We start from the raw sequence: 25,350 nt of genomic DNA on the forward strand, positions 1-25,350 counted from the left end.
CCCTTTCGAGCGTCGGTCGCGATCGATAATCTGGACAAACGACCGAAAGGACATTCGCGCATGGGCTTCTTCACCAAGGACACGGCACCCGCGGGCGGCGCAGCAGGCGCCCTGGCTCCGCTTTCGAAAGACCGCATCAAGGCTGCCCTGGAGGCCGCCGGCTGGTCGTACAGTGTCGACGGCGACGGCGATATCGGGGGCGGGTGGGAGTACGGCTCGTTCTTCTTCTTCGTGAACGGCAACCAGGATGAACTGTTGTGCGTGCGCGGGTACTGGCGCGGTCGACTCGAGGAGACCGACTACTTGCGGGCACTGGAGCTCGCGAACGAGTGGAACGCGGAAAAGCTCTGGCCCAAGACCTATATCGGCCGTGACGACGAGGGCGCCGTGCGCGTCAATACCGAGCACAATGTCGACTACGAGCCCGGTCTGACCGATGAGCAGCTTGCGCAGCACCTGCTCTGCACCGTCAACACCAGCATGGCATTCTTCGAACGCGTCAACGAGGTCTTCCCCGAAGCCTGGGCGAAGTTCAAACCCGAAGACTGATCGCCAACCGTGGACCAGCGATTTCAAGTCGACCTCGCCGGAATGGTCGACCTTCTCTCCCGGCATCTCTACTCGGGGCCGCAGGTGTACCTGCGCGAACTCATCCAGAACGCCGTCGACGCGGTCACGGCTCGTCGTGAGCAGGATGCCGGCGCGCCCGCGACCATCCGGCTTCGCACCTCTGTCGATGCCGACGGACGATCCCACCTCGAGATCGCCGACACTGGAATCGGGCTGACGGCCGAGGAAGCCGCCGAACTGCTCGCGACGATCGGGCGATCGTCGAAGCGCGATCCGGTGCTCGGCCTGGGCCGAGACGCGTTTATCGGCCAGTTCGGCATCGGCATGCTCGCGGCCTTCATGGTGGCAGACCGCATCGTCGTGCACTCGCGCTCTGCGAGTGGAACCGAGTCGATGCGATGGGAAGGGCGAGCCGACGGCACGTTCGCGGTCGCCGTCGAGCCCGCGGGTGCGGGCATCGAAGAGACCGGTCCCGGATTCACCGAGACCGGATCGACCGTGCGCCTCACGGCCCGAGCCGATGCGGCCCACTGGTTGGCGAACGACACGGTGGTCGGACTCGCCACCGAGTTCGCCTCCCTGCTGCCATTCGACGTCGCCGTCGAAGTGCCAGTGACGGCGACCGAACGCGCGTGGCGCAGAATCACTCAGGCTGAGCTTCCCTGGCGGGTGGCGCACGAGACGACGACGGCTCGCTCGCGAGCGCTCGCCGAGTACTGCGAGCGGGTGTTCGGCTTCACGCCACTCGGGCACATCGACCTCGACTTGCCGCTCGCCGGCACGACCGGGGTCGCATTCATCCTGCCCCAGGCCGTGTCGCCCGGCACCGGACAGCACCGCGTCTACATGAAACGCATGCTGCTCGGCCCCCGAGTCGACCGGGTGCTGCCCGAATGGGCATTCTTCGTGCGCGCGGTGATCGACTCGGATGCACTCTCACCGACCGCCTCCCGCGAGCACCTCCACGACGACGAGATCCTGCTCGGCGTGCGCGAGTCGCTCGGCGCGCAGCTGAAGCAGTGGGCGACGCGCACCCTGCGTCAGCCCGGTGACGTGATGAACCGGTTCATCGAGACTCACCACCTCGCGCTGCGCGCGCTCGCGGTCACCGACCCCGACATGCTCGCGCTCGTCGCTGAGGTATTGCCATTCGAGACGAGCGATGGGCCGATGACACTCGCCGGCGCCGCGTCGCACGGAGAAATCGTCTACACGGCGACTCCCGAGGCCTATCGCCGCGTGGCCGCGGTCGCACGCGCTCAAGAACTCGTCGTGGTCAATGCCGGCTACGTGTACGACGCCGACATCATGGAGCGGCTGGGGCGCCTCGATGACTGGGCGGTCCGTGAACTCGACAGCGCCGATCTGGTGCAGGTACTCGGCGTGCCCGCCGTCGAACGCGAGCTCGCCGTGGCAGATGCGGTCGCTCGCGCTCGTGAACTGCTCGAGGACGACGACTGCGATGTGCTCGTGCGCACGTTCGCACCCGACACCGTGCCGGCAATTCTGCTGCGTGATTCCGACGGCGAGCACCGGCGAGCACTCGATCGTGAGCGTCGGGCGACGCCCGATCTGTGGGGTGGGTTGCTCGACGCCTTCGCCGAGACGAACGCGGGGACGCGGCGCACCCGCACGCTCGTACTGAATGACGCGTCACCCGTCGCGCGCCGGCTCTTGGCAGCGCCCGGCGGTGCGGTGTTCGCTGCCGGGCTCCGCTCCCTGTATCTCTCGGCGGTCATGCTCGCCGGTGAAGGGCTGCGCGCGAGTGAATCGGCATCGCTGTCGGACGCGCTCGGCGTGCTGCTCGACGCGTCGCTCGCAGACGCATCCGAGCGTGACGCAGGGCTGCCGCACCCGTCCGACCCCCGCAGACCGGAGGACCCCCGATGACGATCGACCAGCAACTCCTCGATCTGCGCGATCTCCCGTACGGCGTTGCGCGAACCGCCGCAACCGAAGCCATCGCCCGCCGCGTTGAAACCGAGGGGCCGCGCGAGCATCTGGCAATGGCGTTGCTCGAACTCGTCGAGGCGTACACCTTCACCGATGAGGGTGCGAAGTCGTTCGTGGTCTTCGCCCAGTTGCTGCGGCTCTGGGACGAATCGCCCGAGCTTTTCGACGCAGCCGACGAGCGCAACCTCTTCTGGGAGTTCAAGTGGATCGCGGCCGATGTGCCCGAATACCCCCAGATCTCGCACGCCCAAGCGGCCGCCTTTCTCGACGACATGCAGCGGCGATTCGAGCTCGCGGGGCACGGGCTCTCATCGGTGCGCATGAGCCGATTCCGCTGGGCCTGGCACGTCGGCGATCCCGAAGCGGAGGCGGCCCGCATCGACTGGGTCACCGGCATGCGCGACGAGTTCGAAGATTGTGTGGCCTGCACGATCGGCCAACAGGTCGATTTCTTCACCGAGACCGGCCGCCCCGCAGAAGCCGTGGCACTCGGGCTCACGCAGGAGTTCGACTGCAATCTTGAGCCGGCCCGCACCCGATACGCCGTCGCACTCGCAGCACTGGAGGTCGGCGATGCCGAGCTCGCCGCACGCTCGGCCGGCGACGCGCTCGCCGCAGACGACGGAGGGGCGACCGACTTCGGGCCGGCACGGGGCAAGCTCTTCGCCACACTCGCGCGGGGCGGCGATCTCGACCGCGCACTCCGAGTGCTGCGCAACGAGCACGTCGCGCTGCTGCGGGGCGGTTCGAGCCCGCTCTTCCGCCTGAGGTTTCTGCTCGGGGTGCTCGCCGGGCTTTCGGCTCGGCTCGATCAGGGAGACATGGAGACCGGTCTGCGCGACCCGGAATGGCGCACAGTCGCAGATCTGCATACCTGGGTGCACCGGGAGAGCAACGCACTCGCCGACCTCCTGGATCCGCGCAATGGCAATCGCTATTACGCCGATGCGATCGTTGCAGCGCTCGCGACACGGCCCAGCGCGTTGCACTTGCCGACGAGCGGGCAGCCCGGCGCGGTCGATGCGGCGCCTGCCGGGTCGGCCGGCAACGCTTCTATCGGCGAACGGTCGGTTGAGGCGGAGGTTGCGGCCACAGCGAGGTCGGAGGTGCGCGTCGAAACCGATGCGGCCTGGACGTCAGGCGAAGCCGCATTCGCCGCTGCGGAACACGCCGCCGGTCAGCGCGACTATGCCGCCGCGGCTCGAGCATATGGGCGAGCCGCCGAGCTGTGTGAAGCGGAGGGCTGGCTGGAGCGCGCCGGGTTCGCGCACGCGGAAGCTGCGCAGTGCGCTGCCCTGTCGGGCGCCGACCCCGACGCCCACCGCCGATTCGCCGCAGCGATCCCGCGTCTGCGAACGGGAGGAGCCGACCCGGAGGCGATCGTCGCGGTGCTCGCGGCCTGGGCCCCCGTGGCATCACGTATGTCCGACCCCGAGATGCATCTGCGCGAGGTGGCGGCTGAACTCGATCGCATGATCGCGTTCGACGCCGGAGACACTGCGGAGGCGCTGGCCGAGCGGCAGCGTGACGCGTGGAGTGCGCGACGCGCGACGCTCAGAGACACGCTCGCCCGCTCGATCGCGGCTGCGCCGCCGGGGGTTGCCGCGGGCGCGCGAATCTCACCAGAACCGACCGAGGCACATCGTGACCTCTCCGTCGGGCGGGCGATCGTGGAAGCGCTGCTCGCGGGGGAGGAGTTCGCGGCACTCGGCCGTCTCGCCGACGCCGCGCACGCGTTCTGGCTCGCCGGCCGCCTGCAACGCGATCAAGGCGACACCGCCGATGCGATCTGGTCGCTCGAGTCCGCATTCGAAGGCTTCGCGCTAGCGCGGCAGAAGCCCGATCGCGCCCGTGTCGCCGGAGAGCTCATCGACCTGCTGCGGGCCTCAGGCCAAGAGACCCGCGCCGAGGCGATCGTCGAGACCCTCGCGAACGGCTGACGCGAGGTCGACCGCGCCTCGCGTTGTCGACCGCAGCGGTAGGCTGGTGGCTATGAAACGGGTCGCCGTGGTGGTGCTCGAGGGCGCCAAGCCGATGGATGTCGGGATCCCCGCGCAGGTGTTCACACACCGCGCGAGCATGCCGTACACCGTCGACGTCTGCGGTGTGCGCCCGGGGCTGATTGCGGGCGGCGACGGGCTCTCCTACCACGTCGATCATGGACTGGATGCACTGGAGACTGCCGACCTCATCTTCGTGCCGGGGTACCGCTTCCCGGATCGCGATGCGCCTCCCGCCGCACTCACTGCCGCACTCGGTGCAGCGCACGAGCGCGGGGCGATCCTCGCCGCCATCTCGACCGGTGCATTCGCGCTCGCAGCGACGGGTCTGCTCGACGGGCGCCGCGCGACCACGCATTGGCACTACGCGCGCCGACTCGCCGAGCAGTTCCCGGAAGTGCGCGTCGACGAGCGGGTGCTGTTCGTCGATGAAGGGTCGGTGCTCACCTCCGCAGGAGCCGCGTCGGGCATCGATCTCTGTCTGCATCTGCTGCGCCGGGATGCCGGTATGGCGGTCGCGAACCATGCGGCACGACGTCTCGTCGCCGCGCCTTACCGCAGCGGCGGCCAAGCGCAGTACCTGCCGCACAGCGTTCCCGAATCGCACGGCGAACGATTCACGCAGACCCGCGAGTGGGCGCTCAGGCACTTGGGGTACCCGCTCACCATTTCACGGCTCGCTGCGCACGCGCGGGTGTCGGAGCGCACGTTCTCGCGACGCTTCCTCGATGAAACGGGATACACCCCGATGCAGTGGATCATGCGGGCGCGCGTGGACCGGGCCCGCGAGTTGCTCGAAGAGACCGACCTCGGGGTCGACGAGATCTCGGCCAGCGTCGGGTTGGGGTCGGCGACGAACCTGCGTCGCCATTTTCGCCAGGTGCTCGGAACCGCGCCGACTGCGTATCGGCGCACCTTCTCGCAAGGCTCCTGAGGTGTGACCCGGGCGATTTCCGGGGTGTTTCCACCGCATGTCACATCCTGGCAGCTTTCGTTCGAATGATGGCATTGCGGCCACTGGCGTGGAGGCCGCCGAGCGGCCACTCTGGAGATGGTTCATCATGCACGTCATTGTGAAGGAGATCGTGAAGCCATGACCCGTCGGGTAGCAATCAATGGATTCGGACGCATCGGGCGCGGGGTACTGCGCGCACTGCTGCAGCAGGGGAGCGACCTGGAGGTCGTCGCCATCAACGATCTGACCGATGCGCCCACGCTGGCGCACCTGCTGGCACGCGACACCCTGTACGGCAAGCTTGAGCAGCCCGTTTCGGTTGACGGCAGCACGCTCGTCGTCGGCGATCGCCGTATCGAGATCCTCGCCGAGCGCGACCCCGCCCAGCTGCCCTGGGGCGAGCTCGGCGTCGACGTCGTGCTCGAATCCACCGGCTTCTTCACCTCCAAAGAAGGTGCGAACAAGCACATCGAAGCGGGCGCGAAGCGCGTGCTCGTCAGCGCCCCCGCGAAGGGTGCCGACCTGACCATCGTGGTCGGCGTGAACGACGACCTCTACGATCCCGAGCAGCACCGCATCGTGTCGAACGCGTCGTGCACCACGAACGCTCTCGCGCCCCTCGCCAAGGTGCTCGACGACCTCGCCGGCATCGAGTGGGGCACAATGATGACGGTGCACGCCTACACGCAGGATCAGCGTCTGCAAGACGCCCCCCACTCAGATCTGCGCCGTGCACGCGCTGCCGCGCTCAACATCGTGCCGACGTCGACCGGCGCGGCGACCGCGATCGGCCTCGTGCTGCCCCAGCTCGACGGCAAGCTCGTCGGCGGCTCGCTCCGCGTGCCGGTTCCGGTCGGTTCCATCGTCGAACTCACTGCGGTGGTGTCGCGCGAGGTCACTCGTGACGAGGTGCTCGCGGCCTACCGCGCCGCTGCAGACGGCCCGCTCGCCGGAGTGCTCGAGTACTCGGAAGAGCCGCTCGTCTCCTCTGACATCGTTGCGAACCCGCACTCCTCGATCTTCGACTCGGAGCTCACCTACGCCGACGGCAAGCACGTCAAGGTGACCGCCTGGTACGACAACGAATGGGGCTTCTCGAACCGCGCCGCTCAGGTGCTCGGAACGCTCGCTGCGTCGTAACCGACTGCACAGAACAGCCCCGCCCCGGATACGTCCGGGGCGGGGCTGTTCTGCATGCGCTCGCCCGCAGCCTCTGAGCGATGGCGTACGCGTGCGCGGCGCGGTTGGCTGGCGGGGACGGATGGCGCGGTTAGGCGGGGCGGCGTCGCAGGCGGAGCACCAGTGCCGCAATTGCGCGCCAGCCGAGGACGAAGACTGCGAGTGTGATCGTCGCGACAATGATGAACGCCGGGGCGATACTTGCACCGGTCGCGGCGCGGAGCAGCATGCCGATCACGACCGTGCCGATCCATACCGGTACCCCGGCTCGCAGCACGGAGAGGGGGTGCCGTGCGACGCGCAGCGCCAACCACGTGATCGCGAGGCCGACGAGAAACGGCCAAGCGGTACTGAACAGGCCGAAAAGTGATGCCTCGCGCTCGTGACTGCTGCGACCGATGCCGGCGAACAGCAGCACGAACGCGATGTCGGCGCAGAACGCAAGTATCACGGTTCGGGTGACGGAGCGCTGTGCGTCGACCGGGTGCGCCGTCGAGCTCATCGCGACTCCTGCTTCGACGTCGTGGCAACGTGCTCGAGTACCGCATCGTGCAGGGCGCCGTTGGTCGCGAGCGCGCTGCCGTTCCAGGCGCTCGACGCGCCGTCGATGTCGGTGAAGCGGCCTCCGGCCTCTCGCACGATGGGCACCAGCGCGGCGAGGTCGTAGGGCTTCACATCGAACTCGGCAACGATGTCGACGAGGCCCTCCGCGAGCAGCATGTACGACCACATGTCGCCGTAGGCGCGGTCGCGCCAGACCGCGCGGGTGAGCGAGATCAACGGCTCCAGATACCCCGCAAGATCCCATTGCTCGATGCTCTGGAAACTGAGGGAGGCGTGTTCGAGATCGGAGACGCCCGAGACGCGCAACGGGCGCGGCGCCTCGCCGTGACGCTGCCCCCAGGCGCCCGAGCCGGTCTCGGCCCACCAGCGTGCGCCGAAGCCCGGCGCTGACACGACGCCGACGGTCGGTTGGCCAGCCACCTCGAGCGCGATCAGCGTCGCCCAGTTGGGAACACCACGGAGAAAATTCGACGTTCCATCGATCGGGTCGATGATCCACTGCCGTTCACCGCCGTCGACGACGCCTGATTCTTCCCCGAAGAAGCCGTCTGCGGGGCGCTCCGTCTGAATGCGTGCGCGCAGTGCCGCTTCGACAGCCGTGTCGGCGTCGGTCACGAACGTGCGGTCGGGTTTCGTATCGATCGCGAGGTCTGCTGCCTGAAATCGGGGCAGCGCGATGCTGTCGGCGAGGTCGGCGAGTGCGAGTGCGAACTCGAGATCGGCTGAGGGGGCGTGAGTGGTCATGGCGCCTGCCTTCCGGGACCGGTGGCGGATATGCGAAAAGCCCGGTAGAAACTACCAGGCTTTTCGATCTGTGCGCCCTCACGGGCTCGAACCGTGGACCCGCTGATTAAGAGTCAGCTGCTCTACCAACTGAGCTAAAGGCGCATTTTCGCTGATTCAGAACGTGATTCCCGCGCTGAGCAACGGATGAAACTCTAGCACGGGGTTCACGTACCGTTCAAATCGGCGTCGTCATCCCGCGCGCGTCGCGCGCCGTGGGCGGTACAGCAGCGCGGTCGCGAATGCGACGGCGATGAGCGAACCCACCATGACGGCGAGTCTCGCGGTATCTGCGTCGCTCGGGTCGGGCAGGCTCAACTCGGTCACGAGCAGCGAGACGGTGAATCCGACACCGGCCAGAGCGGCAACACCGATCAGTTCCCGCCACCGAACGGCGGCGTCGAGTTCGGCGCGGGTGAAGCGCGTGACGAGCCAGGTCGTGGCGGCGATGCCGACGGGCTTGCCGACCACGAGACCGAGCATCACGCCGATGGCGATCGGGTCTGCGGGGAAGCGCGAAGCGCCACCGAGTGCAACGCCGGCGGCGAAGAACGCGAACACCGGCACGGCGAACCCGGTCGACAGTGGACGAATGCGGTGCTCGAGCGATTCGGCCAGGGTGGCACCACGACGGCCTCGCACGGGGATGAGGAAGGCGAGGAGCACGCCGGCGATGGTGGCATGGATGCCCGAGGCGAGCACCAACGCCCACACGATCACGCCGACGGGCAGGAGCGCCACCCAGGGCAACCAGGGCAGTCGCACCAGCTGGGGTGCGAATCGGTGCGCGATCCAGCCGAATACCGCGAGGGGGAGGAGGGCGATGAGGAGCGGCAGGAAGCTGAGCTGCTGCGTGTACACGATGGCGATGATGAGGATCGCGATGAGGTCGTCGACCACCGCCAGAGTCAGCAGGAAGAGGCGCAGAGCCGGAGGGACTCCCGGGGCGATGACCCCGAGTACCGCGACGGCGAAGGCGATATCGGTGGCGGTCGGGATCGCCCACCCGTGCAGGCCGCCGCTCTGGGCATTGACCGCGGCGTACACGAGAGCGGGCACGACCACGCCCCCGACTGCTGCCGCGACAGGAACGACGGCCGTCGAGACGCGGCGCAATTCTCCGGCGACGAACTCGCGCTTGAGTTCGAGACCGACGATGAAGAAGAAGATCGCGAGGAGTCCGTCAGACGCCCAGTGGCCGATGCTGAGATCGATGCCGATCGCCGGAATACCGATATGGGCATCTCGCAGTGCACGATAGGCATCGCCTGCGGGAGAGTTGGCCGCAAGAAAACCGAACGCCGCGGCGATGACCACGATCGCACCGCCGAGCGACTCGGTGCGCAAGAGCCTGCCGAGCCGGGATGCCTCTCGTCGGCTCAGCGCAGCGAGAACGGTGCGGCGGCGTGCGGGAGGCGATGCGGGTGAGGTCACGGTTGGCCTTTCCGAGTGGAGACGACTGTATCAATCGTCGACCAGGCTTCCCGACTCACCATCGCCCATTCTACTGTGCGAGGCCGTGCGACGTCACTCCGTGTCGGATTCGTGCGCGAAGTCGTCGTCACGCTCCTGCATGGCGACGCTGGCGACGGCGAGAGCGAGCCCGGCGATCCAGACTCCCCAGACGAGAAAACGGCGCCAGTCCTTGCGCATGGACTGCGTGCGGCGTGCGGTGCTGACGGCGCCGAACGCGGCTCCGAGTACTCCGGGGTTGGTGACGTACTTGCCGATCGACACGGTGACTCCCTCGAATTCGGTACTGCGACTTCTTCAGCCTATCGTTCGGGTCACGAGCTACGAGGGGGTTGCGGTAGCCTGGGGGCACGAGATTCCGCGCGCGCGGAACCCCACCCCGAGCGGCCGCGATGCGGGCGCCGAGCCACGATAAAGGAGAAGCCAGCATGGCGAAGGAGAACGGCGCACTGTTCGAGGAGAGCTCGCAGGGTGCAGTGAGCGCAGTCACCGGCATCATCTTCATCCTCTCGATCGTGCTGGCCTTCGGCGGGTTCATCGTGATGAGCTACGGCGTGAACCCGGAACTGGGCGCGGCTGAGATCTGGACGTTCGTGGCCGGTCTCGCAGCGACCATCCTCGGTTTCGCGCTGCCGTTCACGCTGCTGCCCGCCACCGGCAAGTAGTCGACGCGTACGAACGGGGCCGGAGGAGCAATCGCTCCCTCCGGCCCCGTTCGTCGTTTTCTGCGGTGCGCGGGTCGCTGGGTGCGGGTGCGTGCTGGCCAGCGACCCCGCGCCTGAGCGGCATGCGGGTGCCTCTAGAATGGCGGCATGGCAGAGATTGACATGAAGCCGCGCAGTCGCGACGTCACCGATGGAATCGAGAAGGCTGCGGCGCGAGGCATGCTCCGTGCGGTCGGCATGGGAGACGAAGACTGGGACAAGCCCCAGATCGGTATCGCCAGCTCGTGGAACGAGATCACTCCCTGCAACCTGAGTCTCGATCGCTTGGCGCAGGGCGCCAAGGAGGGCGTGCACTCGGGTGGCGGGTATCCGCTGCAGTTCGGCACCATTTCGGTGTCCGATGGCATTTCGATGGGCCACGAGGGCATGCACTTCTCGCTGGTCTCGCGTGAAGTCATCGCCGATTCCGTTGAGACCGTCATGATGGCGGAGCGTCTCGACGGTTCGGTACTCCTCGCGGGGTGCGACAAGTCGCTGCCCGGCATGCTGATGGCTGCTGCGCGTCTCGACCTGGCCTCGGTATTCCTGTACGCCGGCTCCATCGCTCCCGGTTGGGTGAAGCTCACCGACGGCACGGAGAAGGAAGTCACGATCATCGACGCCTTCGAGGCCGTCGGCGCCTGCAAGGCGGGCACGATGAGCGAGGAAGACCTCAAGCGCATCGAGTGCGCAATCGCTCCGGGCGAGGGCGCCTGCGGTGGCATGTACACCGCGAACACCATGGCCTCGATCGCCGAGGCGCTCGGCATGAGCCTGCCGGGCTCCGCTGCTCCGCCCAGTGCTGACCGCCGCCGCGACTACTTCGCGCATCGCTCCGGCGAAGCTGTGGTGAACATGCTGCGTCTCGGGATCACCGCGCGCGACATCCTCACGAAGAAGGCGTTCGAGAACGCGATTACGCTGCTCATGGCCTACGGCGGGTCGACGAACGCAGTGCTGCACCTGCTCGCGATCGCCCGCGAGGCTGAGGTTGATCTCACCCTCGAGGACTTCAATCGCATCGGAGCGAAGACGCCCCACCTTGCCGACATGAAGCCGTTCGGCAAGTTCGTGATGGCCGATATCGATCGCCAGGGCGGCGTGCCCGTCGTACTGAAGGCACTGCTCGATGCTGGCCTGCTGCACGGCGACGCACTCACGGTCACGGGCAAGACCATGGCCGAGAATCTCGCCGAGCTGAACCCCGACCCGATCGACGGCACGGTGATCCATCACCTCGACGATCCGATTCACGCGACGGGTGGCCTCTCGATCCTGCACGGTTCACTGGCTCCCGAGGGGGCGGTTGTCAAGACCGCGGGCTTCGACGCCGAACTCTTCGAAGGCCCGGCGCGGGTGTTTGACCGCGAGCGGGCGGCCATGGACGCACTGACCGAGGGACGCATCGGCAAGGGCGACATTGTCGTGATCCGCTACGAGGGTCCGAAGGGTGGGCCGGGCATGCGCGAGATGCTCGCGATCACCGCGGCCATCAAGGGTGCGGGTCTCGGCAAAGATGTACTACTATTGACGGACGGACGATTCTCAGGCGGCACAACCGGCCTGTGCATCGGCCACATTGCACCTGAGGCAACGGACGGCGGTCCGATTGCCCTGGTTCGCGACGGAGACCTGATTCGGGTCGATATCGCCGCACGAACGCTCGATCTGCTGGTAGACCCCTCCGAGCTTGAGGCCCGCCGAGAAAACTGGGCCCCGCTTCCTCCGCGGTACACGCGCGGTGTGCTGGCGAAGTACGCCAAGCTCGTCAAGTCGGCGTCTCACGGCGCCGTCACCGGCTGATCTGAGTCGGTCGACGTGCGCGCGATTCGCTCATGTCGGCCGGCTGCACCAGCCGCGTACCGCGACATCACCTCCGATCACGAAAGCTGGACATGACCTCGGAACCGAGTGCACTCCCATCACCCTCCGCCGCGCAACGCGGCGAGCGGATGACCGGCGCGCAGGCCGTCGTTCGCAGTCTCGAAGCACTCGGAATATCCGATGTCTTCGGGCTGCCGGGCGGTGCCGTGCTGCCGCTGTACGACGCGCTGATGAGCGCGGAAAAGCTGAACCACATCCTCGTCCGCCACGAGCAGGGGGCAGGTCACGCTGCTGAAGGCTTCGCGAGCGCGAGCAACACCGTCGGTGTGTGCATCGCGACCTCGGGGCCGGGCGCAACGAACCTGGTCACCGCGATCGCCGACGCCTACATGGATTCGGTGCCGCTCCTCGCGATCACCGGCCAGGTCTTCTCGCACCTCATGGGCACCGACGCGTTCCAGGAAGCCGACATCGTCGGCATCACGATGCCGATCACGAAGCACTCGTTCCTGGTGAAGCGCCCCGAAGACGTTCCGGAAGCGATCGCGGCTGCGTACCACCTCGCATCCACGGGCCGCCCTGGCCCGGTGCTGGTCGACATCACGAAAGACGCGCAGGAGGGGGAACTCGACTTCGTCTGGGATCCGCGCGTCGACCTCGCCGGGTACCGCCCGATCACGAAGGCGAACAGCAAGCAGATCCAGGCCGCAGCCGACCTCATCGCTGACGCGAAGCGCCCCGTGTTCTACGTTGGCGGCGGCGTCGTGCGCGCCGGAGCAGCCGAGGAGCTCAAGCAGCTCGTCGAGCTCGTAGGAGCGCCGGTCGTGACCACGCTCATGGCGCGCGGCGTCTTCCCGGACTCGCACCCGCAGCACCTCGGCATGCCCGGGATGCACGGAACGGTGCCCGCAGTGCTGGCGCTCCAGGAAGCCGACCTGCTGATCACGCTCGGCGCGCGATTCGACGATCGTGTCACGGGCCGCGCTGCACTGTTCGCCCCTGAAGCGAAGGTGATCCACGCCGACATCGATCCCGCCGAGATCGGCAAGATCCGCGCGGCCGATGTGCCGATCGTGGGCGACGCGGCCGAAGTGATCGCCGATCTGATCGCCGCGATGACCACAGCTCAGGTGAGCCGCGAATGCGCGAACATCAGTACCTGGTGGGAGCGTCTGCGCGGATTGCAGCAGCAGTTCCCGCTCGGGTACCAGGAGACGAGCGACGGTCTGCTGTCGCCGCAGCACGTGATCCAGCGCATCGGCGAGCTCACCGGCCCCGAGGGAATCTACGCCGCGGGCGTCGGCCAACACCAGATGTGGGCCGCGCAGTTCATCAAGTACGAGCGCCCCGGCGCGTGGCTGAACTCCGGTGGCGCGGGAACCATGGGGTACTCCGTGCCCGCCGCGATGGGGGCCAAGGTCGCCGAGCCCGACCGTGTGGTCTGGGCGATCGACGGTGACGGTTGCTTCCAGATGACCAATCAGGAGCTCGCGACGTGCGTCGTGAACAACATTCCGATCAAGGTCGCGGTCATCAACAACTCGTCGCTCGGCATGGTGAGACAGTGGCAGACGCTCATCTACGACGGCCGCTACTCCAATACCGAGCTCAACACGGGCCACGGTTCGCAGCGCGTGCCCGACTTCGTGAAGCTGGGCGAAGCCTACGGCTGCCTGGCGATCCGCGTCGAGCGCGAAGACCAGGTCGATGAGGCGATCCAGCTCGCTCTCGCGACCAACGATCGGCCGGTGCTCATCGACTTCGTCGTAAGCGCGGACGCCATGGTGTGGCCGATGGTGCGCCAGGGCACGTCGAACAGCGACATTCAGTACGCGTTGGAGCACAGCCCCGAGTGGGAGGGAGAGTAACCATGAGCCGTCACGTTCTCAGCCTCCTCGTCGAGGACAAGCCGGGTCTGCTGACCCGGGTCGCCGGGCTGTTCGCCCGACGCGGATTCAACATCGAGTCGCTGGCCGTCGGCCCGACCGAGATGCGCGGCCTGTCACGCATCACGGTCGTCGTCGACCAAGACGACATCCTGCTCGAGCAGGTCACCAAGCAGCTCAACAAGCTCGTCAACGTGATCAAGATCGTCGAACTCGAAGCCGGCACATCGGTGCAGCGCGAGCACGTGCTCATCAAGGTGCGGGCCGACAACCAGTCGCGTTCGCACGTGCTCGAAGCCGTCAACCTGTTCCGCGCTCGCGTCGTCGATGTCGTGCCCGACGCGCTGACGATCGAGGTGACCGGAGACCGGGGCAAGATCGAGGCCTTCCTGAAGGTGCTCGAACCCTACGGCATCAAGGAGATCGCCCAGTCGGGGCTCATCGCCATGGGCCGTGGCGCGAAATCGATCACCGAGCGCGTCTTCAAGAACTAGCGGAACCCCGTTCCGCTGCAGTACCCGTAACGAATCACCAAACGAAGGAGAGTCCCAAGTGGCTGAGATGTACTACGACGCCGACGCAGATCTGTCGATCATCCAGGGCAAGAAGGTCGCCGTTGTCGGCTACGGTTCGCAGGGTCACGCCCACGCGAAGAACCTGCGCGACTCCGGTGTCGAGGTCGTCATCGCGCTCAAGGAGGGCTCGAAGTCCACCGCCAAGGCCGAAGAAGCCGGGTTCGAGGTCAAGAACGTGGCCGACGCCGCGGCATGGGCCGACCTCATCATGATCCTCGCGCCGGATCAGCACCAGCGCAGCATCTTCAACGAGTCGATCAAGGATCAGCTGACCGAGGGCAAGACCATCGCCTTCGCCCACGGTTTCAACATCCGCTTCGGCTACATCGAGGCACCGGCGGGCGTCGACGTCATCCTCGTCGCTCCGAAGGCTCCGGGTCACACCGTGCGCCGCGAGTTCGAGGCCGGCCGCGGCATCCCCGACATCATCGCTGTTGAGTCGGATGCGTCGGGCACCGCGTGGGAGACCGCGAAGTCGTACGCGAAGGCGATCGGCGGCACCCGCGCCGGCGTCATCAAGACCACCTTCACCGAGGAGACCGAGACCGATCTCTTCGGCGAGCAGTCGGTGCTCTGCGGTGGCACCAGCCACCTCGTGCAGTACGGCTTCGAGGTGCTGACCGAAGCCGGTTACCAGCCCGAGATCGCCTACTTCGAGGTGCTGCACGAGCTGAAGCTCATCGTCGACCTCATGTGGGAGGGCGGCATCGCCAAGCAGCGCTGGTCGATCTCTGACACCGCCGAGTTCGGCGACTACGTGTCGGGCCCCCGTGTCATCGGCCCGGAGGTCAAGGAGCGCATGCAGGAGGTGCTCGCCGACATCCAGTCGGGGGCCTTCGCCAAGCGCTTCATCGATGACCAGGACAACGGCGCCGTCGAGTTCGCCGAGCTGCGCAAGAAGGAGGAGTCGCACCCGATCGAGAAGACCGGTGCCGAGCTCCGCAAGCTCTTCGCATGGCAGGCGCAGGACGAGGATTACGTCGAGGGCTCTGCCGCTCGCTAACCCGCGTCACACGCAGTGAACGCCCGTCGGGAATCTCCCGGCGGGCGTTCCGCATTTCTGAGGCGGAGTCGCGGGCCGCGGCTGCCGAGGTCGGTTACCCGGAGGCGCGTTTCGTGCGTGCCGTCGCGGGCGCCGTCCACGGATCCTCGGGCCACGGGTGCTTCGGGTAGCGCCCGCGCATCTCCTTGCGCACCTGCTGGTACGGCCCGTTCCAAAACGACTCGAGGTCATCGGTGACGGCGAGCGGACGGCGTGCGGGGGAGAGCAGATGGAAGAGCACCGGCACCCGGCCATCGACGAGCCGCGGGGTCTGCGCGAGGCCGAAGAGCTCCTGCAGCTTGACGGCGACGACCGGACGGTCGCCATCCCCGGCATCAGGGCCGGAAGCGGAAGCGGGGTAGTCGATGCGTGCGGTGTTGCCCGACGGCACTTCGAGGCGTTCGGGTGCGAGCGCATCGAGGCGCGCGGCGTCGGGCCAGGGCAGCAAACGTCGCAGGGCGGGTGCGAGATCGAGCCGATCGAGCGCCGCCCGAGGGCTGAGTCGTTCGAGATCCGGGCCGAGCCAGTCGTCCAGGCCGGCGAGCAGCGCTGCATCGTCGACCGCCGGCCATGGCGCACCCAGTTCGCGGTGCAGCAGTGCGAGGCGATGACGCAGCGATGCGGCACCGTCGCTCCAGGTGAGCGCCCGCATCCCGGAGGTCCGCACCAGCGCGGTGATCGCCGGGCGCGTATCGGTGGGACGTGCTGCAACCGGTGTCTCGGCGAGCAGGATCGCGCTCAGGCGCCGTTCTTCTCGCACCTGAACCCGACCCTCAGCAATGGTCGCGGTGCGCCGGTCGCTGCGGAGCCCCGCGCCGAGACGCAGTGCAGTCGCGTGGTCGAGGGGTGCGGCGAGGCGAATCACAGCTCCGGTTCCGTCAGCGGCCCGCCCGGCGGCACGCTGCACGTCGTGCACCGCGATCCACTCGCTGCCGATGAGCGTGCTGCCCTCGGGAATCGCCGCGCGGGTGCCGCTCGCGAACAGATACACGCGCGACGCAGGTGCGACGCGACGAGCGAGCCATTCGGGTCGCGCGAGTGCGAGCACGGCCCCGGGCGCGAGTGAATCGGGAGTCGCCGAGGCCAGGGCGCCGTCGTCGCCCGGTGCACCCGCAGACTGCGTCGCGATCTCGCGCAGACGCGCGGATTCACGGCGCCACCGATCGGCGCCGACGGCCCGCCCGGCGCGCAGCTCTCGGAGCAACACCGTCAGGTCGGCCCCCGCGTCACGGAAGTCGCCGGTGAACGCCGCCACGATCTCCGCAGCAGCTCGCGCGCCGCCAGCCTCAGTGCTGCCGGCGAGCAGCGCTCGAGCGGCGCGCGCCCCGACCGGTAACTGTGCGACGGTGAGCCCGGCTGCCGTGACTCTGCCGTCCGCATCGACGAGATCAAGGGTGCGCAAGACCGTTTCAGCTTCACGCATGGCAGCGGGCGGCGGTGCGGTGGGCAACCGAAGCCCGTCGCCGCGCGGTGTGCCCCACGCGGCGAGCATCAGTGCGGCATCGGTGAGGTCGGCCGAGGCAATCTCGGGAGGTGCGCTCGCAGGCATGCGCGCGAAGGCAGACTCGGCATAGGCGCGGATGACCTGGCCCGGTCCGAGTCGCGCCGCGCGCCCTCCGCGCTGTTCTGCGCTGGCGCGCGAGGCGCTGACGGTGACGAGGCCGGTCATTGCGCGAGATTGATCGCGGCGCACTTCGCGAGAGAGCCCGGCGTCGATGACGAGTCGCACCCCCGGCACGGTGAGCGAGCTCTCGGCGAGCGAGGTACTCACCACGATGCGCGCGGGCTCACTCCCCGTTCGGCCCCGCACGGCGCGGTCTTGCTCACGTGCGGGAAGCCGTCCGTGCAGGGGAAGCACGTCGATGTCGTGCGGCGTGCCCGGAGCATTGAGCCGCGCGCGCAGCAGACGCACCGTCTCATCGACTTCGCGCACGCCGGGCACGAAGACGAGGGCGTCGTGCCCGGATCGGCGCTGAGCATCGACAGAGATGTCGGCGAGGTGGGCCAGAAATGCGCGCGAGACGCCACGGTCATCGAGTCGTGGCCCAGGTGCCGGGGCGTAGTCGATGCGGAGCGGATGCAGTGCGCTCGCGATGTCGACGACTGCGGCGGCAGATTCCTGCCCATTCGCTCCGCCGAGCAGTGCGGCGAATCGCTCCGCTTCGAGCGTGGCCGACATGGCGATCACGATGAGGTCGTCGCGGAGCGCACGTGCCTCGGCGATCATGCCGAGCAGCAGGTCGCCCTCGAGCGAACGCTCATGCACCTCATCGAGGATCACTGCACCAACGCCCGGCAGGTCAGGGTCGCGTAACAGGCGGCGCAGCAGCACACCGGGAGTCAGCGCCTCGATGCGATCGTCGCGGCCGACCAGGCGTTGCCCGCGCACGGTGAAGCCGACCGCGTCGCCAACGGCGGTGCCGTCGAGCTCGGCGATGCGTGCGGCAGCCGCACGAACGGCGACGCGACGGGGCTGCGTGAGGAGCACGCGCGTTGCGGCGCCGCCGCGCTCGAGCAGCAGGTTCGCGACGAGCGGTGGCACGTACGTCGACTTGCCCGTGCCGGGCGGTGCGGTGACCACCGCCGCGCCTGAACGCGTCGCCGCGCGTATCTCATCATGCGCGTCGGTGACGATGAGCCCGGATCCGATGGCCGGGAGGTCAAAGCGATGCGGCATGCGCTCCAGTCTAGGAGCGCATGCCGCATCGCCGTGCGGTGGGCGTTACTCCGCAGGCGTCTCGGTGGGCTCGTCTGTCGACGTATCGGTCGAGTCGTCGGCTGCGGGGGCCTCTTCGAGCACGGCGACATCGCCTGCCAGTGCTGACTCGACGGCGTCGACCTGCTCCTGCGTGTAGCCGCAGTAGTTCACGGCCTCGCGCTGCCAGTAGCTGACGAGCCGGTCCTTGCCGGCCTCGTGCGCAGCCGCGACCGTACCCTGGTAGATCTGACCGTCGTTCGATTCCTTGTTGACGTCGGGAACCGCATCGCAGACGTGGAAGACCGAGCCGCCCTTGACCCAGAAGACCTCGTCTGCGCCGGTGAGCTGTTCGACGATGTTCGTCTCAGCGGCGTACTGCTCTTGCGACGGCGACTCGAAAGACGCACCGAAGAAGCCGGCGACGAGCAGCACGACGACGCCGATGCCACCGGCGAGCGCCTTCTGCTTGCCGTCGAGATTCTTGTTCGTGAAGATCAGGATGATCAGCGGCAGGAACGCGATGATCGCGATGATCGCGCCGAGCTGGTTCTGCACGAAGAAGCGAACGGCGTCACGCTTCGACGCGGGGTCGAGGCGGTTCGCCTGCTTCCACAGCAACGAACCGACCACCGAGAGCACACCGGTGACCACGATCGCGCCGATGAGCAGCAGCATGTTGACGGGAACCTGCTTGAGCACCCAGAAGATCGCGAAGATCTCGATGGCGATGGCGAGCACCCACAGCCCGGCAGCGATCCAGCGGAACTTCGTCGCCTTCGCCTTGGATTCCGGTGTCGGAGTCCAGACCGGCTCGTCGGGCGCGCCGGACTCGGAGGCTCGTGCACCGCCCGCGGGGGCAGTGCGCGATGCCGCAGGAGTCTTGGGCGACTCGACGCGGACGACCTTTTTCTTCTTCGGCGTTTCGGCCATGCTGTTCCCCCCGGGAAGTCGAATACGGCTCCCAGCATATCCATAAGGTCCTCGCTCCCGGCAGTCTCAAAGACATTGGGAGTTACCCTGTAAGGATGAAGCAGAAGCCGGGCCGCGCGTCGCGGGAGTCGCGGTCACGGGATGCTCGAGAGAGCACGCTGGCCAGCGGGTGGACCGTTGAGGGGGAGCGGAGTACTGACGCACCCGACGCGACGGGCGACAACCACGCCGTGGTGTCAAGTGATTTCGGATCGCCCGTCCCCGAGATCGCTCCGCGAGATTCGGCTGCTGTCGACTCGACGGCTGGCCGCGACACAACGGAAGAGTCGCTCGGCGATGCCCGCGACGATGTGGCAGACGCGGCCGAACCCCGAGCGCAGATCTCGAACGGCGCTCTGGTCGTGCTGGGCGTGTTCGGCGGGCTCTATTTGCTGTACACCTGGGGATGGTTCATCGTGGCGCAGGCCTATTCCGCGGTGAATGCGGTCACCGCGGCGGGAAGCGGCATCATCGGCGGCGTGCTGCAGCAGATCGTCTTTTGGGCGGCACCGATGGCGGCGCCCCTCTGGTTCTTCACCGCACTCGCGCTCAGCCGCGGGGGCAAGACGAAGCGTCTGGCGATCCTGCTCGTCGTCGGCGCAGTGGTGCTGCTGCCGCTACCCATGCTCATCGCGAGAGGGGCCTGATCCGTGCTCACACGCATTCTTTCGTGGATCGGCGGGCTACTGCTCGCGCTCCTGTACCTCTACGCCGTCGTCACGGGAATCGGGAACTTCGTCGGCTTTGTGGGTCTGAGCGGGGCGCTCGACACCGACCTCAGCGCGCTGGGTCGCGTCTGGTTGATCGTCGGCATCGCCTTCCCGCTGATCGTGTTCGTGCTCGCGCTGCTCGTCGGGCGACGCCGCAGCGCGGGTGTGCGCATTCTGCTGCTCGCTGCGGGTCTCGCCCTCGTCGCGGCGTGGCAGATCGACATCATGCACGTCATCCCCGAGTCGTCATATTTCGCGTAGCCACGGGTCGTCACGAGTGCGCCGCTAGACTGGTGGCCTGCGTGCTCCGCACGCTTCGTCCTCGTTATCAACCCGAAGGATCTGCTTGATGTCTGCGCCGGTCGTGCTGATCGCCGAACAACTCTCGCCCGCCACCATCGCCGCACTCGGCCCCGACTTCGAGGTGGTGCACGTCGACGGAACCGATCGCGACGCGCTGCGCTCGGCGCTCGGTTCGGCTGAGGCGGTGCTCGTCCGGTCTGCCACGCAGATCGATGCCGAGGCTCTCGGGTGGGCCCCGAAGCTCAAGGTGATCGCTCGCGCCGGAGTGGGTCTCGACAACGTCGATATCAAAGCGGCAACGCAGGCCGGCGTCATGGTCGTCAATGCACCGACCTCGAACATCATCAGCGCCGCCGAGCTCACCGTGGCGCACATCCTGGGCCTCGCGCGTCACCTGCCGCGCGCCCACGCGTCGCTGTCGGCGGGGGAGTGGAAGCGCTCCTCGTTCACCGGCATCGAGCTCTACGAGAAGACGGTCGGCATCATCGGTCTCGGCCGCATCGGCGCACTGATCGCCGAGCGCCTGCGCGGCTTCGGCGTCGAGCTCATCGCCTTCGATCCGTACGTGACCGCGGCCCGTGCGCAGCAGCTCGGCGTGCAGCTCGTCACGCTCGACGAGCTCATCAGCCGCGTCGACTTCCTCACCATCCACATGCCCCGCACGCCCGAAACACTCGGCATGATCGGTGCGGATCAGCTGCGCGCGATGAAGAACACCGCGTACGTCGTCAACGTCGCCCGCGGCGGCCTGATCGACGAAGAGGCGCTCGCCGAGGCGCTTGCGAACGGCGAGATCGCCGGCGCAGCGCTCGACGTGTTCGTCAGCGAGCCCCCCGCCGACACCCGGCTCACGGGCCTGCCGAACGTCAACGTGACGCCGCACCTCGGCGCATCGACCGATGAGGCGCAAGAGAAAGCCGGCGTCTCGGTCGCGAAGTCCGTGCGTCTCGCGCTCGCAGGCGACCTGGTGCCCGACGCGGTCAACGTCGCCGGCGGCGTCATCGACGAGTACGTGCGCCCGGGCCTCCCACTCACCGAGAAGCTCGGCCAGGTGTTCGCCGGTCTTGCCGACGGCGCGATCGCATCGGTCGACATCGAGGTGCACGGCGAGCTCGCCGAGCACAAGGTCGAGGCGCTGCGCCTCGCCGCACTCAAGGGCATCTTCTCGAAGATCGTCAGCGACCCGGTGTCGTACGTCAACGCGCCGCTGCTCGCCGAGCAGCGCAACATCGAGGTGCGCTTCAGCGTCGACTCGGTGTCCGAGAGCTACCGCAACGTCATCACGCTGCGCGGCGCCCTCACCGACGGCACCGCGATCTCGGTCTCGGGTACGCTCACCGGCCCGAAGCAGGTCGAGAAGATCGTCGAGATCAACGGCTACGAGGTCGAGTTGCCTGTTCCTGAGCACCTCATCGTCTTCAGCTACACCGATCGCCCCGGCATCGTCGCGACTTACGGCGGCGTGCTGGGTGAGGCGGGCGTCAACATCGCCGGTCTGCAGATCGCCCGCGACGAAAAGCAGGGCACCGCGTTGTCGGTGCTCTCGATCGACGCCCCGGTCGAAGAAGCGATCATCGTCGCCCTGCGTGGTGCGATCGGCGCCGAGAGCCTGCACACGATCGACATCGACGCGCTCTAACTCGTCGACGCAAATGCCGGCGGTTCCCTCGGGGGAGCCGCCGGCATTGCTGTGTGCGGCGCAGACGAGCGCGCGGGTCGGCGCGCGTTCAGCGGCCGGCGCGGATCGCCGAGGCGACCGCGTCGATGTGGTGCAGCGCGGCGCGCTCGGCCTCGAGTCGATCGCCCGATTCGATCGCGGCGAAGATCTCGGCGTGCTCGACATCGGAGGTGTGCTGACGCGCCTGGGTGATGTTCAAGAACTCTGACTGTAGGTCGAGCGAGCGGCGCATGGAGGCGGTGATGCTCAGCAGTACGGAGTTGTGGCTCGCCTCGGCGACGAGGGTGTGGAAGTCTCGGTCGAGCCGCACCCATTCGTGCAACACCGAGGTGTCGCGCATGCGGGCGAGCAGACGGCGCATCGCGTCGAGCTCTTCGGTGGTGCGGCGCTCTGCAGCGTGGCCGGCGGTGGGCACCTCGACGTGGATGCGTGCTTCCATCAGGTGATCCGGATCGAACCCACCGAACTCCGAGACACCCGACGGCGTCTTCGAGAGTACGTAGGTGCCGCTGCCGCTGCGGGTCTCCGTGAGGCCGAGCGTTGCGCACGCATGCAGCGCCTCGCGCACGACGGAGCGGCTCACGCCGAACTGCTTGGCCAGTGCGAGTTCGCCCGGAAGTCGGTCGCCCACGGCGAGCGTCTGATCGTCGATGAGTCCCCGAATGGCGCTGAATGCGGCTTCGGTCGCGCTGACGCGCTGAACGGGGGAGTGCATGTTGGGGGAACCTTTCGGGAGCGCGTCGCGGTCTCCCTGGCGGAGTGGTCGGCGTCGGCGCAGATCTACTCGAATAAGGATATTGAGATTCTGTCGGATTCGGGTAATCTGTCTGACAGCCGGACAGATGTGCGCACAGCGGCGCCACCGAGCGACAGAGAAGGGTCTCGACTCATGAACGAAGAAGTTCTTCCGCCCCACGCGGCGTCGGGCGAAGCCGTCGACGCCGGCGATAGCGGGTATCACCGCGGTTTGAAGCGCCGACACCTCACCATGATCGCGATCGGTGGCTCGATCGGCACGGGCCTCTTTCTCGGCGCCAGTGGCCGCATGGAGATCGCCGGGCCGTCGCTCGCCTTCGTCTACATCATCTGCGGCATCTTCGCGTTCCTCGTCGTGCGAGCGCTCGGCGAACTCGTCATGTATCGCCCCTCCTCGGGGGCGTTCGTCTCGTACGCGCGCGAGTTCATGGGGGAGAAGGGCGCCTACACCGTGGGCTGGCTCTACTTCCTGAACTGGTCGACGACGGTCATCGCCGACATCACCGCCGTCGCGCTGTATCTGCACTTCTGGGCGGTCTTCGTGCCCGTGCCCCAGTGGCTGCTCGCGCTGATCGCACTCGCGATCGTCTTCGCGATGAACGTCGCCTCCGTCAAGCTCTTCGGCGAGATGGAGTACTGGTTCGCGATCATCAAGGTCGGCGCGATCGTCATCTTCGGCCTGATCGGCATCTATCTCGTCGTCACGCAGACCCCGGTCGACGGGCACACTCCGGGCTTCCAGCTCATCACCGACAACGGCGGCTTCTTCCCGAACGGGATCGGGGCGATGTTCGTGATCGCGCTCGGCGTGGTGTTCGCATTCGGCGGCACCGAGATGGTGGGCGTCGCTGCAGGCGAATCGGAGAACCCTCGCGCGGCGATCCCGAAGGCCGTCAACTCGATCATGTGGCGCATCATTCTCTTCTACGCGGGTTCGGTGATCCTCTTCACCCTGCTGCTGCCGTGGAACGCGTATTCGGGCAGCGAGAGCCCCTTCGTCACCGTGATGAACTCGATCGGCATTCCCTACGCGGGCGACATCATGAACGTCGTGGTGTTGACCGCGGCCATGTCGAGCCTCAATGCGGGGCTGTACGCCACGGGTCGCACGCTGCGCTCGATGGCCGTCGCGGGTACCGCGCCGGCGTTCGCGAAGCGCCTCAACTCCGCGGGTGCACCCTACGGCGGCATCATGATCACCGCGGCGATCGGTGTGGCCGGTGTCGGGCTCAACTTCATCGTGCCGGCGCGCGCCTTCGACATCGTGCTGAACCTCGCGGGCATCGGCATCGTCGGCACCTGGGCCGCGATCATGGTCTGCCACTGGCTCTACGTGCGCCGCACGCAGCGCACCGGCGAGAGCCGCCCCACGTACCGTTTGCCGTTCGCGCCGATCACCAACTCCGTGACGCTGATCTTCCTCGTCGGCATCGTCGTGCTGATGGCGCTCGACGCCGCGGTGGGCCAGATCACACTGCTCGTGTTCCTCGGGGTCGTCGTGCTGATGGTGCTCGGCTGGTTCGTCGTGCGTCGCCGCATCAACGCGGCCGCCTTCACCTCGGCATTCGCGATTCCGGAGGCCGCGCTCGACACCGACGAAGCGGATCGCGACGTTCGATGATGACGAGTGACGAGCAGCGCCGACTGCTGGTGGTGTACTGCGGGGGCACGTTCGGCATGCGCGAATCGGGCCACGGGCTCGCGGCGCAGACCGATTTCGGGGCTGAACTCGCCGCACTCGTGCGCGAGGCCGAACGGGTGATCGGGCGACCGGTCGTGTGGGAGCTCGCCGAGCCGGCCGAGATCATCGACAGCGCGGAGGCCGGCCATGGCACCGCGCTCGAAATCGCCGACATCGTGCGCGAACGTGCGGTCGCGGCGGCGGCTTCGGGATCGCCGCTGGTCGGTGCGCTCGTCGTGCACGGCACGGACACGCTGGCGCACAGCGCGGCGCAGGCGGCCTTCGCCTGCGCCGATCTCGCGCTGCCGATCGTCTTCACGGGCGCGCAGCATCCGCTCGGAACAGCCGGCGGTGACGCGGGCACCAACTTCGTGGACGCGTTCGCGGAAGCGACCGCGGGCGGCGCTGCGGGAGTGCGCATCGTGTTCGGCGGCCGGTCGCTTCCGGCCGTGCGCGCCGTGAAGCGATCGAGCGAGGCCGACGACGCGTTCGATGCGCGCCGGCCACTCGGCGAGGGGGCGACGCTCCCGGATCGCGCGGCGGCAGCACTTGCCGGCGCCGCGCGATCGGCGGCGCCGCGCGTCGGCATGCTGAGTGCGGTTCCCGGCCTGCCACCGAAGCTGCTCGAAGCGGCGATCGAAGCGTTTCCTGACGGGCTCGTGCTTGAGTGCTACGGCGCTGGCACTGCGCCGTTCTCGGGGGAGCGGGCGCGCGAGGTGCTGCATGCGGCTCGGGAGCGCGGTGTGCCGATCCTGGCGATCACCCGGTGCGATGACGGTGCCGTCGACCTGCCGAGGTACGCGGTCGGCGCCGTGCTCGCCGATGCCGGAGTCATCGGCGGAACCGATCTCACGGCGGAGGCCGCGATCGCGAAGCTGCGGGCGCTCGTAAGGGCGGGCTTTTCGGGGGCGCAGCTGCGCGCGTTGCTCAGCGAGAACCTGATCGGCGAGCTGCGCCCCGCCCGAGCGGATGAATCGGGCCCCGACTTCCGCTGAATCTCGGGGCTTCTCCGGGCGTGAATGCTACGCTGGTGGGGCGGGCAATCGC

At 67.7% G+C, this 25,350-nt stretch carries 22 protein-coding genes and 1 tRNA gene; 15 read left to right on the forward strand and 8 right to left on the reverse strand.

Features of this window, described 5'->3' with window-relative positions:
• Window positions 1–60 precede the first annotated feature (60 nt).
• The 5 genes from AMS67_RS14595 (at window position 61) to gap (ending at window position 6,618) form a co-directional block, all read left to right on the forward strand.
• Window positions 61–549 carry a type III secretion system chaperone family protein gene (locus AMS67_RS14595; protein WP_053388026.1) on the forward strand — a complete coding sequence of 163 codons (489 nt, stop codon included), beginning with the start codon at window positions 61–63 and terminating at the stop codon, window positions 547–549.
• Window positions 550–558: 9 nt separating this feature from the next.
• On the forward strand, window positions 559–2,460 hold the full coding sequence (locus tag AMS67_RS14600) for an HSP90 family protein (protein ID WP_075201429.1): 1,902 nt from the start codon (window positions 559–561) through the stop codon (window positions 2,458–2,460).
• Window positions 2,457–4,463 (forward strand): hypothetical protein, encoded by a 2,007-nt coding sequence (locus AMS67_RS14605; RefSeq protein WP_053388027.1) that lies wholly within the window; start codon window positions 2,457–2,459, stop codon window positions 4,461–4,463. The genes AMS67_RS14600 and AMS67_RS14605 overlap by 4 nt, the downstream gene beginning before the upstream one ends.
• 52 nt (window positions 4,464–4,515) lie before the next feature.
• Window positions 4,516–5,457 (forward strand): GlxA family transcriptional regulator, encoded by a 942-nt coding sequence (locus AMS67_RS14610; protein WP_053388028.1) that lies wholly within the window; start codon window positions 4,516–4,518, stop codon window positions 5,455–5,457.
• 159 nt (window positions 5,458–5,616) lie between these two features.
• Window positions 5,617–6,618 carry a type I glyceraldehyde-3-phosphate dehydrogenase gene (gap, locus tag AMS67_RS14615; RefSeq protein WP_053388029.1) on the forward strand — a complete coding sequence of 334 codons (1,002 nt, stop codon included), beginning with the start codon at window positions 5,617–5,619 and terminating at the stop codon, window positions 6,616–6,618.
• Window positions 6,619–6,748: 130 nt separating this feature from the next.
• On the opposite strand, the gene AMS67_RS14620 is transcribed toward gap, so the two are convergent.
• From AMS67_RS14620 to AMS67_RS14640, 5 genes are all read right to left on the reverse strand, one after another.
• Window positions 6,749–7,159 (reverse strand): DUF3054 domain-containing protein, encoded by a 411-nt coding sequence (locus AMS67_RS14620; RefSeq protein WP_053388030.1) that lies wholly within the window; start codon window positions 7,157–7,159, stop codon window positions 6,749–6,751.
• On the reverse strand, window positions 7,156–7,965 hold the full coding sequence (locus AMS67_RS14625; protein ID WP_053388031.1) for an inositol monophosphatase family protein: 810 nt from the start codon (window positions 7,963–7,965) through the stop codon (window positions 7,156–7,158). The genes AMS67_RS14620 and AMS67_RS14625 overlap by 4 nt, the downstream gene beginning before the upstream one ends.
• 71 nt (window positions 7,966–8,036) lie before the next feature.
• Window positions 8,037–8,109: transfer RNA gene (locus AMS67_RS14630), tRNA-Lys, on the reverse strand.
• A gap of 87 nt (window positions 8,110–8,196) precedes the next feature.
• Window positions 8,197–9,438 carry a Na+/H+ antiporter NhaA gene (nhaA, locus tag AMS67_RS14635; RefSeq protein WP_053388032.1) on the reverse strand — a complete coding sequence of 414 codons (1,242 nt, stop codon included), beginning with the start codon at window positions 9,436–9,438 and terminating at the stop codon, window positions 8,197–8,199.
• A 93-nt stretch (window positions 9,439–9,531) separates the two neighbouring features.
• Window positions 9,532–9,741, reverse strand: coding sequence for a hypothetical protein (locus AMS67_RS14640; protein ID WP_053388033.1), 210 nt, complete (start codon window positions 9,739–9,741; stop codon window positions 9,532–9,534).
• Window positions 9,742–9,905: 164 nt separating this feature from the next.
• On the opposite strand from AMS67_RS14640, the gene AMS67_RS14645 reads away from it, so the two are divergent.
• The 5 genes from AMS67_RS14645 to ilvC all read left to right on the forward strand — a co-directional run bounded on the left by AMS67_RS14645 (window position 9,906) and on the right by ilvC (window position 15,469).
• Window positions 9,906–10,142 (forward strand): hypothetical protein, encoded by a 237-nt coding sequence (locus AMS67_RS14645; RefSeq protein WP_053353460.1) that lies wholly within the window; start codon window positions 9,906–9,908, stop codon window positions 10,140–10,142.
• A gap of 147 nt (window positions 10,143–10,289) precedes the next feature.
• Window positions 10,290–11,984, forward strand: coding sequence for a dihydroxy-acid dehydratase (gene ilvD, locus AMS67_RS14650; protein WP_053388034.1), 1,695 nt, complete (start codon window positions 10,290–10,292; stop codon window positions 11,982–11,984).
• A gap of 92 nt (window positions 11,985–12,076) precedes the next feature.
• The gene (locus tag AMS67_RS14655; protein WP_053388035.1) at window positions 12,077–13,873 is read left to right on the forward strand and encodes an acetolactate synthase large subunit; all 1,797 of its coding nucleotides are present in this window, start codon (window positions 12,077–12,079) and stop codon (window positions 13,871–13,873) included.
• Window positions 13,874–13,875: 2 nt separating this feature from the next.
• Window positions 13,876–14,385 carry an acetolactate synthase small subunit gene (gene ilvN / locus AMS67_RS14660; RefSeq protein WP_053353457.1) on the forward strand — a complete coding sequence of 170 codons (510 nt, stop codon included), beginning with the start codon at window positions 13,876–13,878 and terminating at the stop codon, window positions 14,383–14,385.
• Window positions 14,386–14,452: 67 nt separating this feature from the next.
• Entirely contained in the window at window positions 14,453–15,469 is a 1,017-nt protein-coding gene (gene ilvC / locus AMS67_RS14665; protein WP_370726595.1) for a ketol-acid reductoisomerase, read from the forward strand.
• A 94-nt stretch (window positions 15,470–15,563) separates the two neighbouring features.
• Here the strand turns inward: ilvC and hrpB are convergent, their stop codons facing one another.
• Together hrpB and AMS67_RS14675 are read right to left on the reverse strand one after the other, a co-directional pair.
• Window positions 15,564–18,185: an ATP-dependent helicase HrpB gene (gene hrpB, locus AMS67_RS14670; RefSeq protein ID WP_053388036.1), complete on the reverse strand. Its 2,622-nt coding sequence runs from the start codon at window positions 18,183–18,185 to the stop codon at window positions 15,564–15,566.
• A 45-nt stretch (window positions 18,186–18,230) separates the two neighbouring features.
• Window positions 18,231–19,136, reverse strand: a complete 906-nt coding sequence (locus AMS67_RS14675; RefSeq protein ID WP_053388037.1) for a hypothetical protein — start codon at window positions 19,134–19,136, stop codon at window positions 18,231–18,233.
• Window positions 19,137–19,231: 95 nt separating this feature from the next.
• Here AMS67_RS14675 and AMS67_RS14680 point away from each other — a divergent pair, with 95 nt between their 5' ends.
• The 3 genes from AMS67_RS14680 (at window position 19,232) to serA (ending at window position 21,827) form a co-directional block, all read left to right on the forward strand.
• On the forward strand, window positions 19,232–19,822 hold the full coding sequence (locus AMS67_RS14680; RefSeq protein WP_053388038.1) for a hypothetical protein: 591 nt from the start codon (window positions 19,232–19,234) through the stop codon (window positions 19,820–19,822).
• 3 nt (window positions 19,823–19,825) lie between these two features.
• On the forward strand, window positions 19,826–20,146 hold the full coding sequence (locus AMS67_RS14685) for a hypothetical protein (protein ID WP_053388039.1): 321 nt from the start codon (window positions 19,826–19,828) through the stop codon (window positions 20,144–20,146).
• An 88-nt stretch (window positions 20,147–20,234) separates the two neighbouring features.
• Window positions 20,235–21,827, forward strand: a complete 1,593-nt coding sequence (gene serA, locus AMS67_RS14690; protein WP_053388040.1) for a phosphoglycerate dehydrogenase — start codon at window positions 20,235–20,237, stop codon at window positions 21,825–21,827.
• Between the two features lie 88 nt (window positions 21,828–21,915).
• On the opposite strand, the gene AMS67_RS14695 is transcribed toward serA, so the two are convergent.
• Window positions 21,916–22,581, reverse strand: a complete 666-nt coding sequence (locus tag AMS67_RS14695) for a FadR/GntR family transcriptional regulator (RefSeq protein ID WP_053388041.1) — start codon at window positions 22,579–22,581, stop codon at window positions 21,916–21,918.
• Between the two features lie 174 nt (window positions 22,582–22,755).
• On the opposite strand from AMS67_RS14695, the gene AMS67_RS14700 reads away from it, so the two are divergent.
• Together AMS67_RS14700 and AMS67_RS14705 are read left to right on the forward strand one after the other, a co-directional pair.
• Entirely contained in the window at window positions 22,756–24,243 is a 1,488-nt protein-coding gene (locus AMS67_RS14700) for an amino acid permease (RefSeq protein ID WP_053388042.1), read from the forward strand.
• The gene (locus AMS67_RS14705; protein WP_053388043.1) at window positions 24,240–25,298 is read left to right on the forward strand and encodes an asparaginase domain-containing protein; all 1,059 of its coding nucleotides are present in this window, start codon (window positions 24,240–24,242) and stop codon (window positions 25,296–25,298) included. The genes AMS67_RS14700 and AMS67_RS14705 overlap by 4 nt, the downstream gene beginning before the upstream one ends.
• Window positions 25,299–25,350: the final 52 nt, after the last annotated feature.

Origin of the sequence: Leucobacter japonicus, from assembly GCF_001273855.1 — a bacterium.
GTDB classification, from domain to species: Bacteria; Actinomycetota; Actinomycetes; order Actinomycetales; family Microbacteriaceae; genus Leucobacter; species Leucobacter japonicus.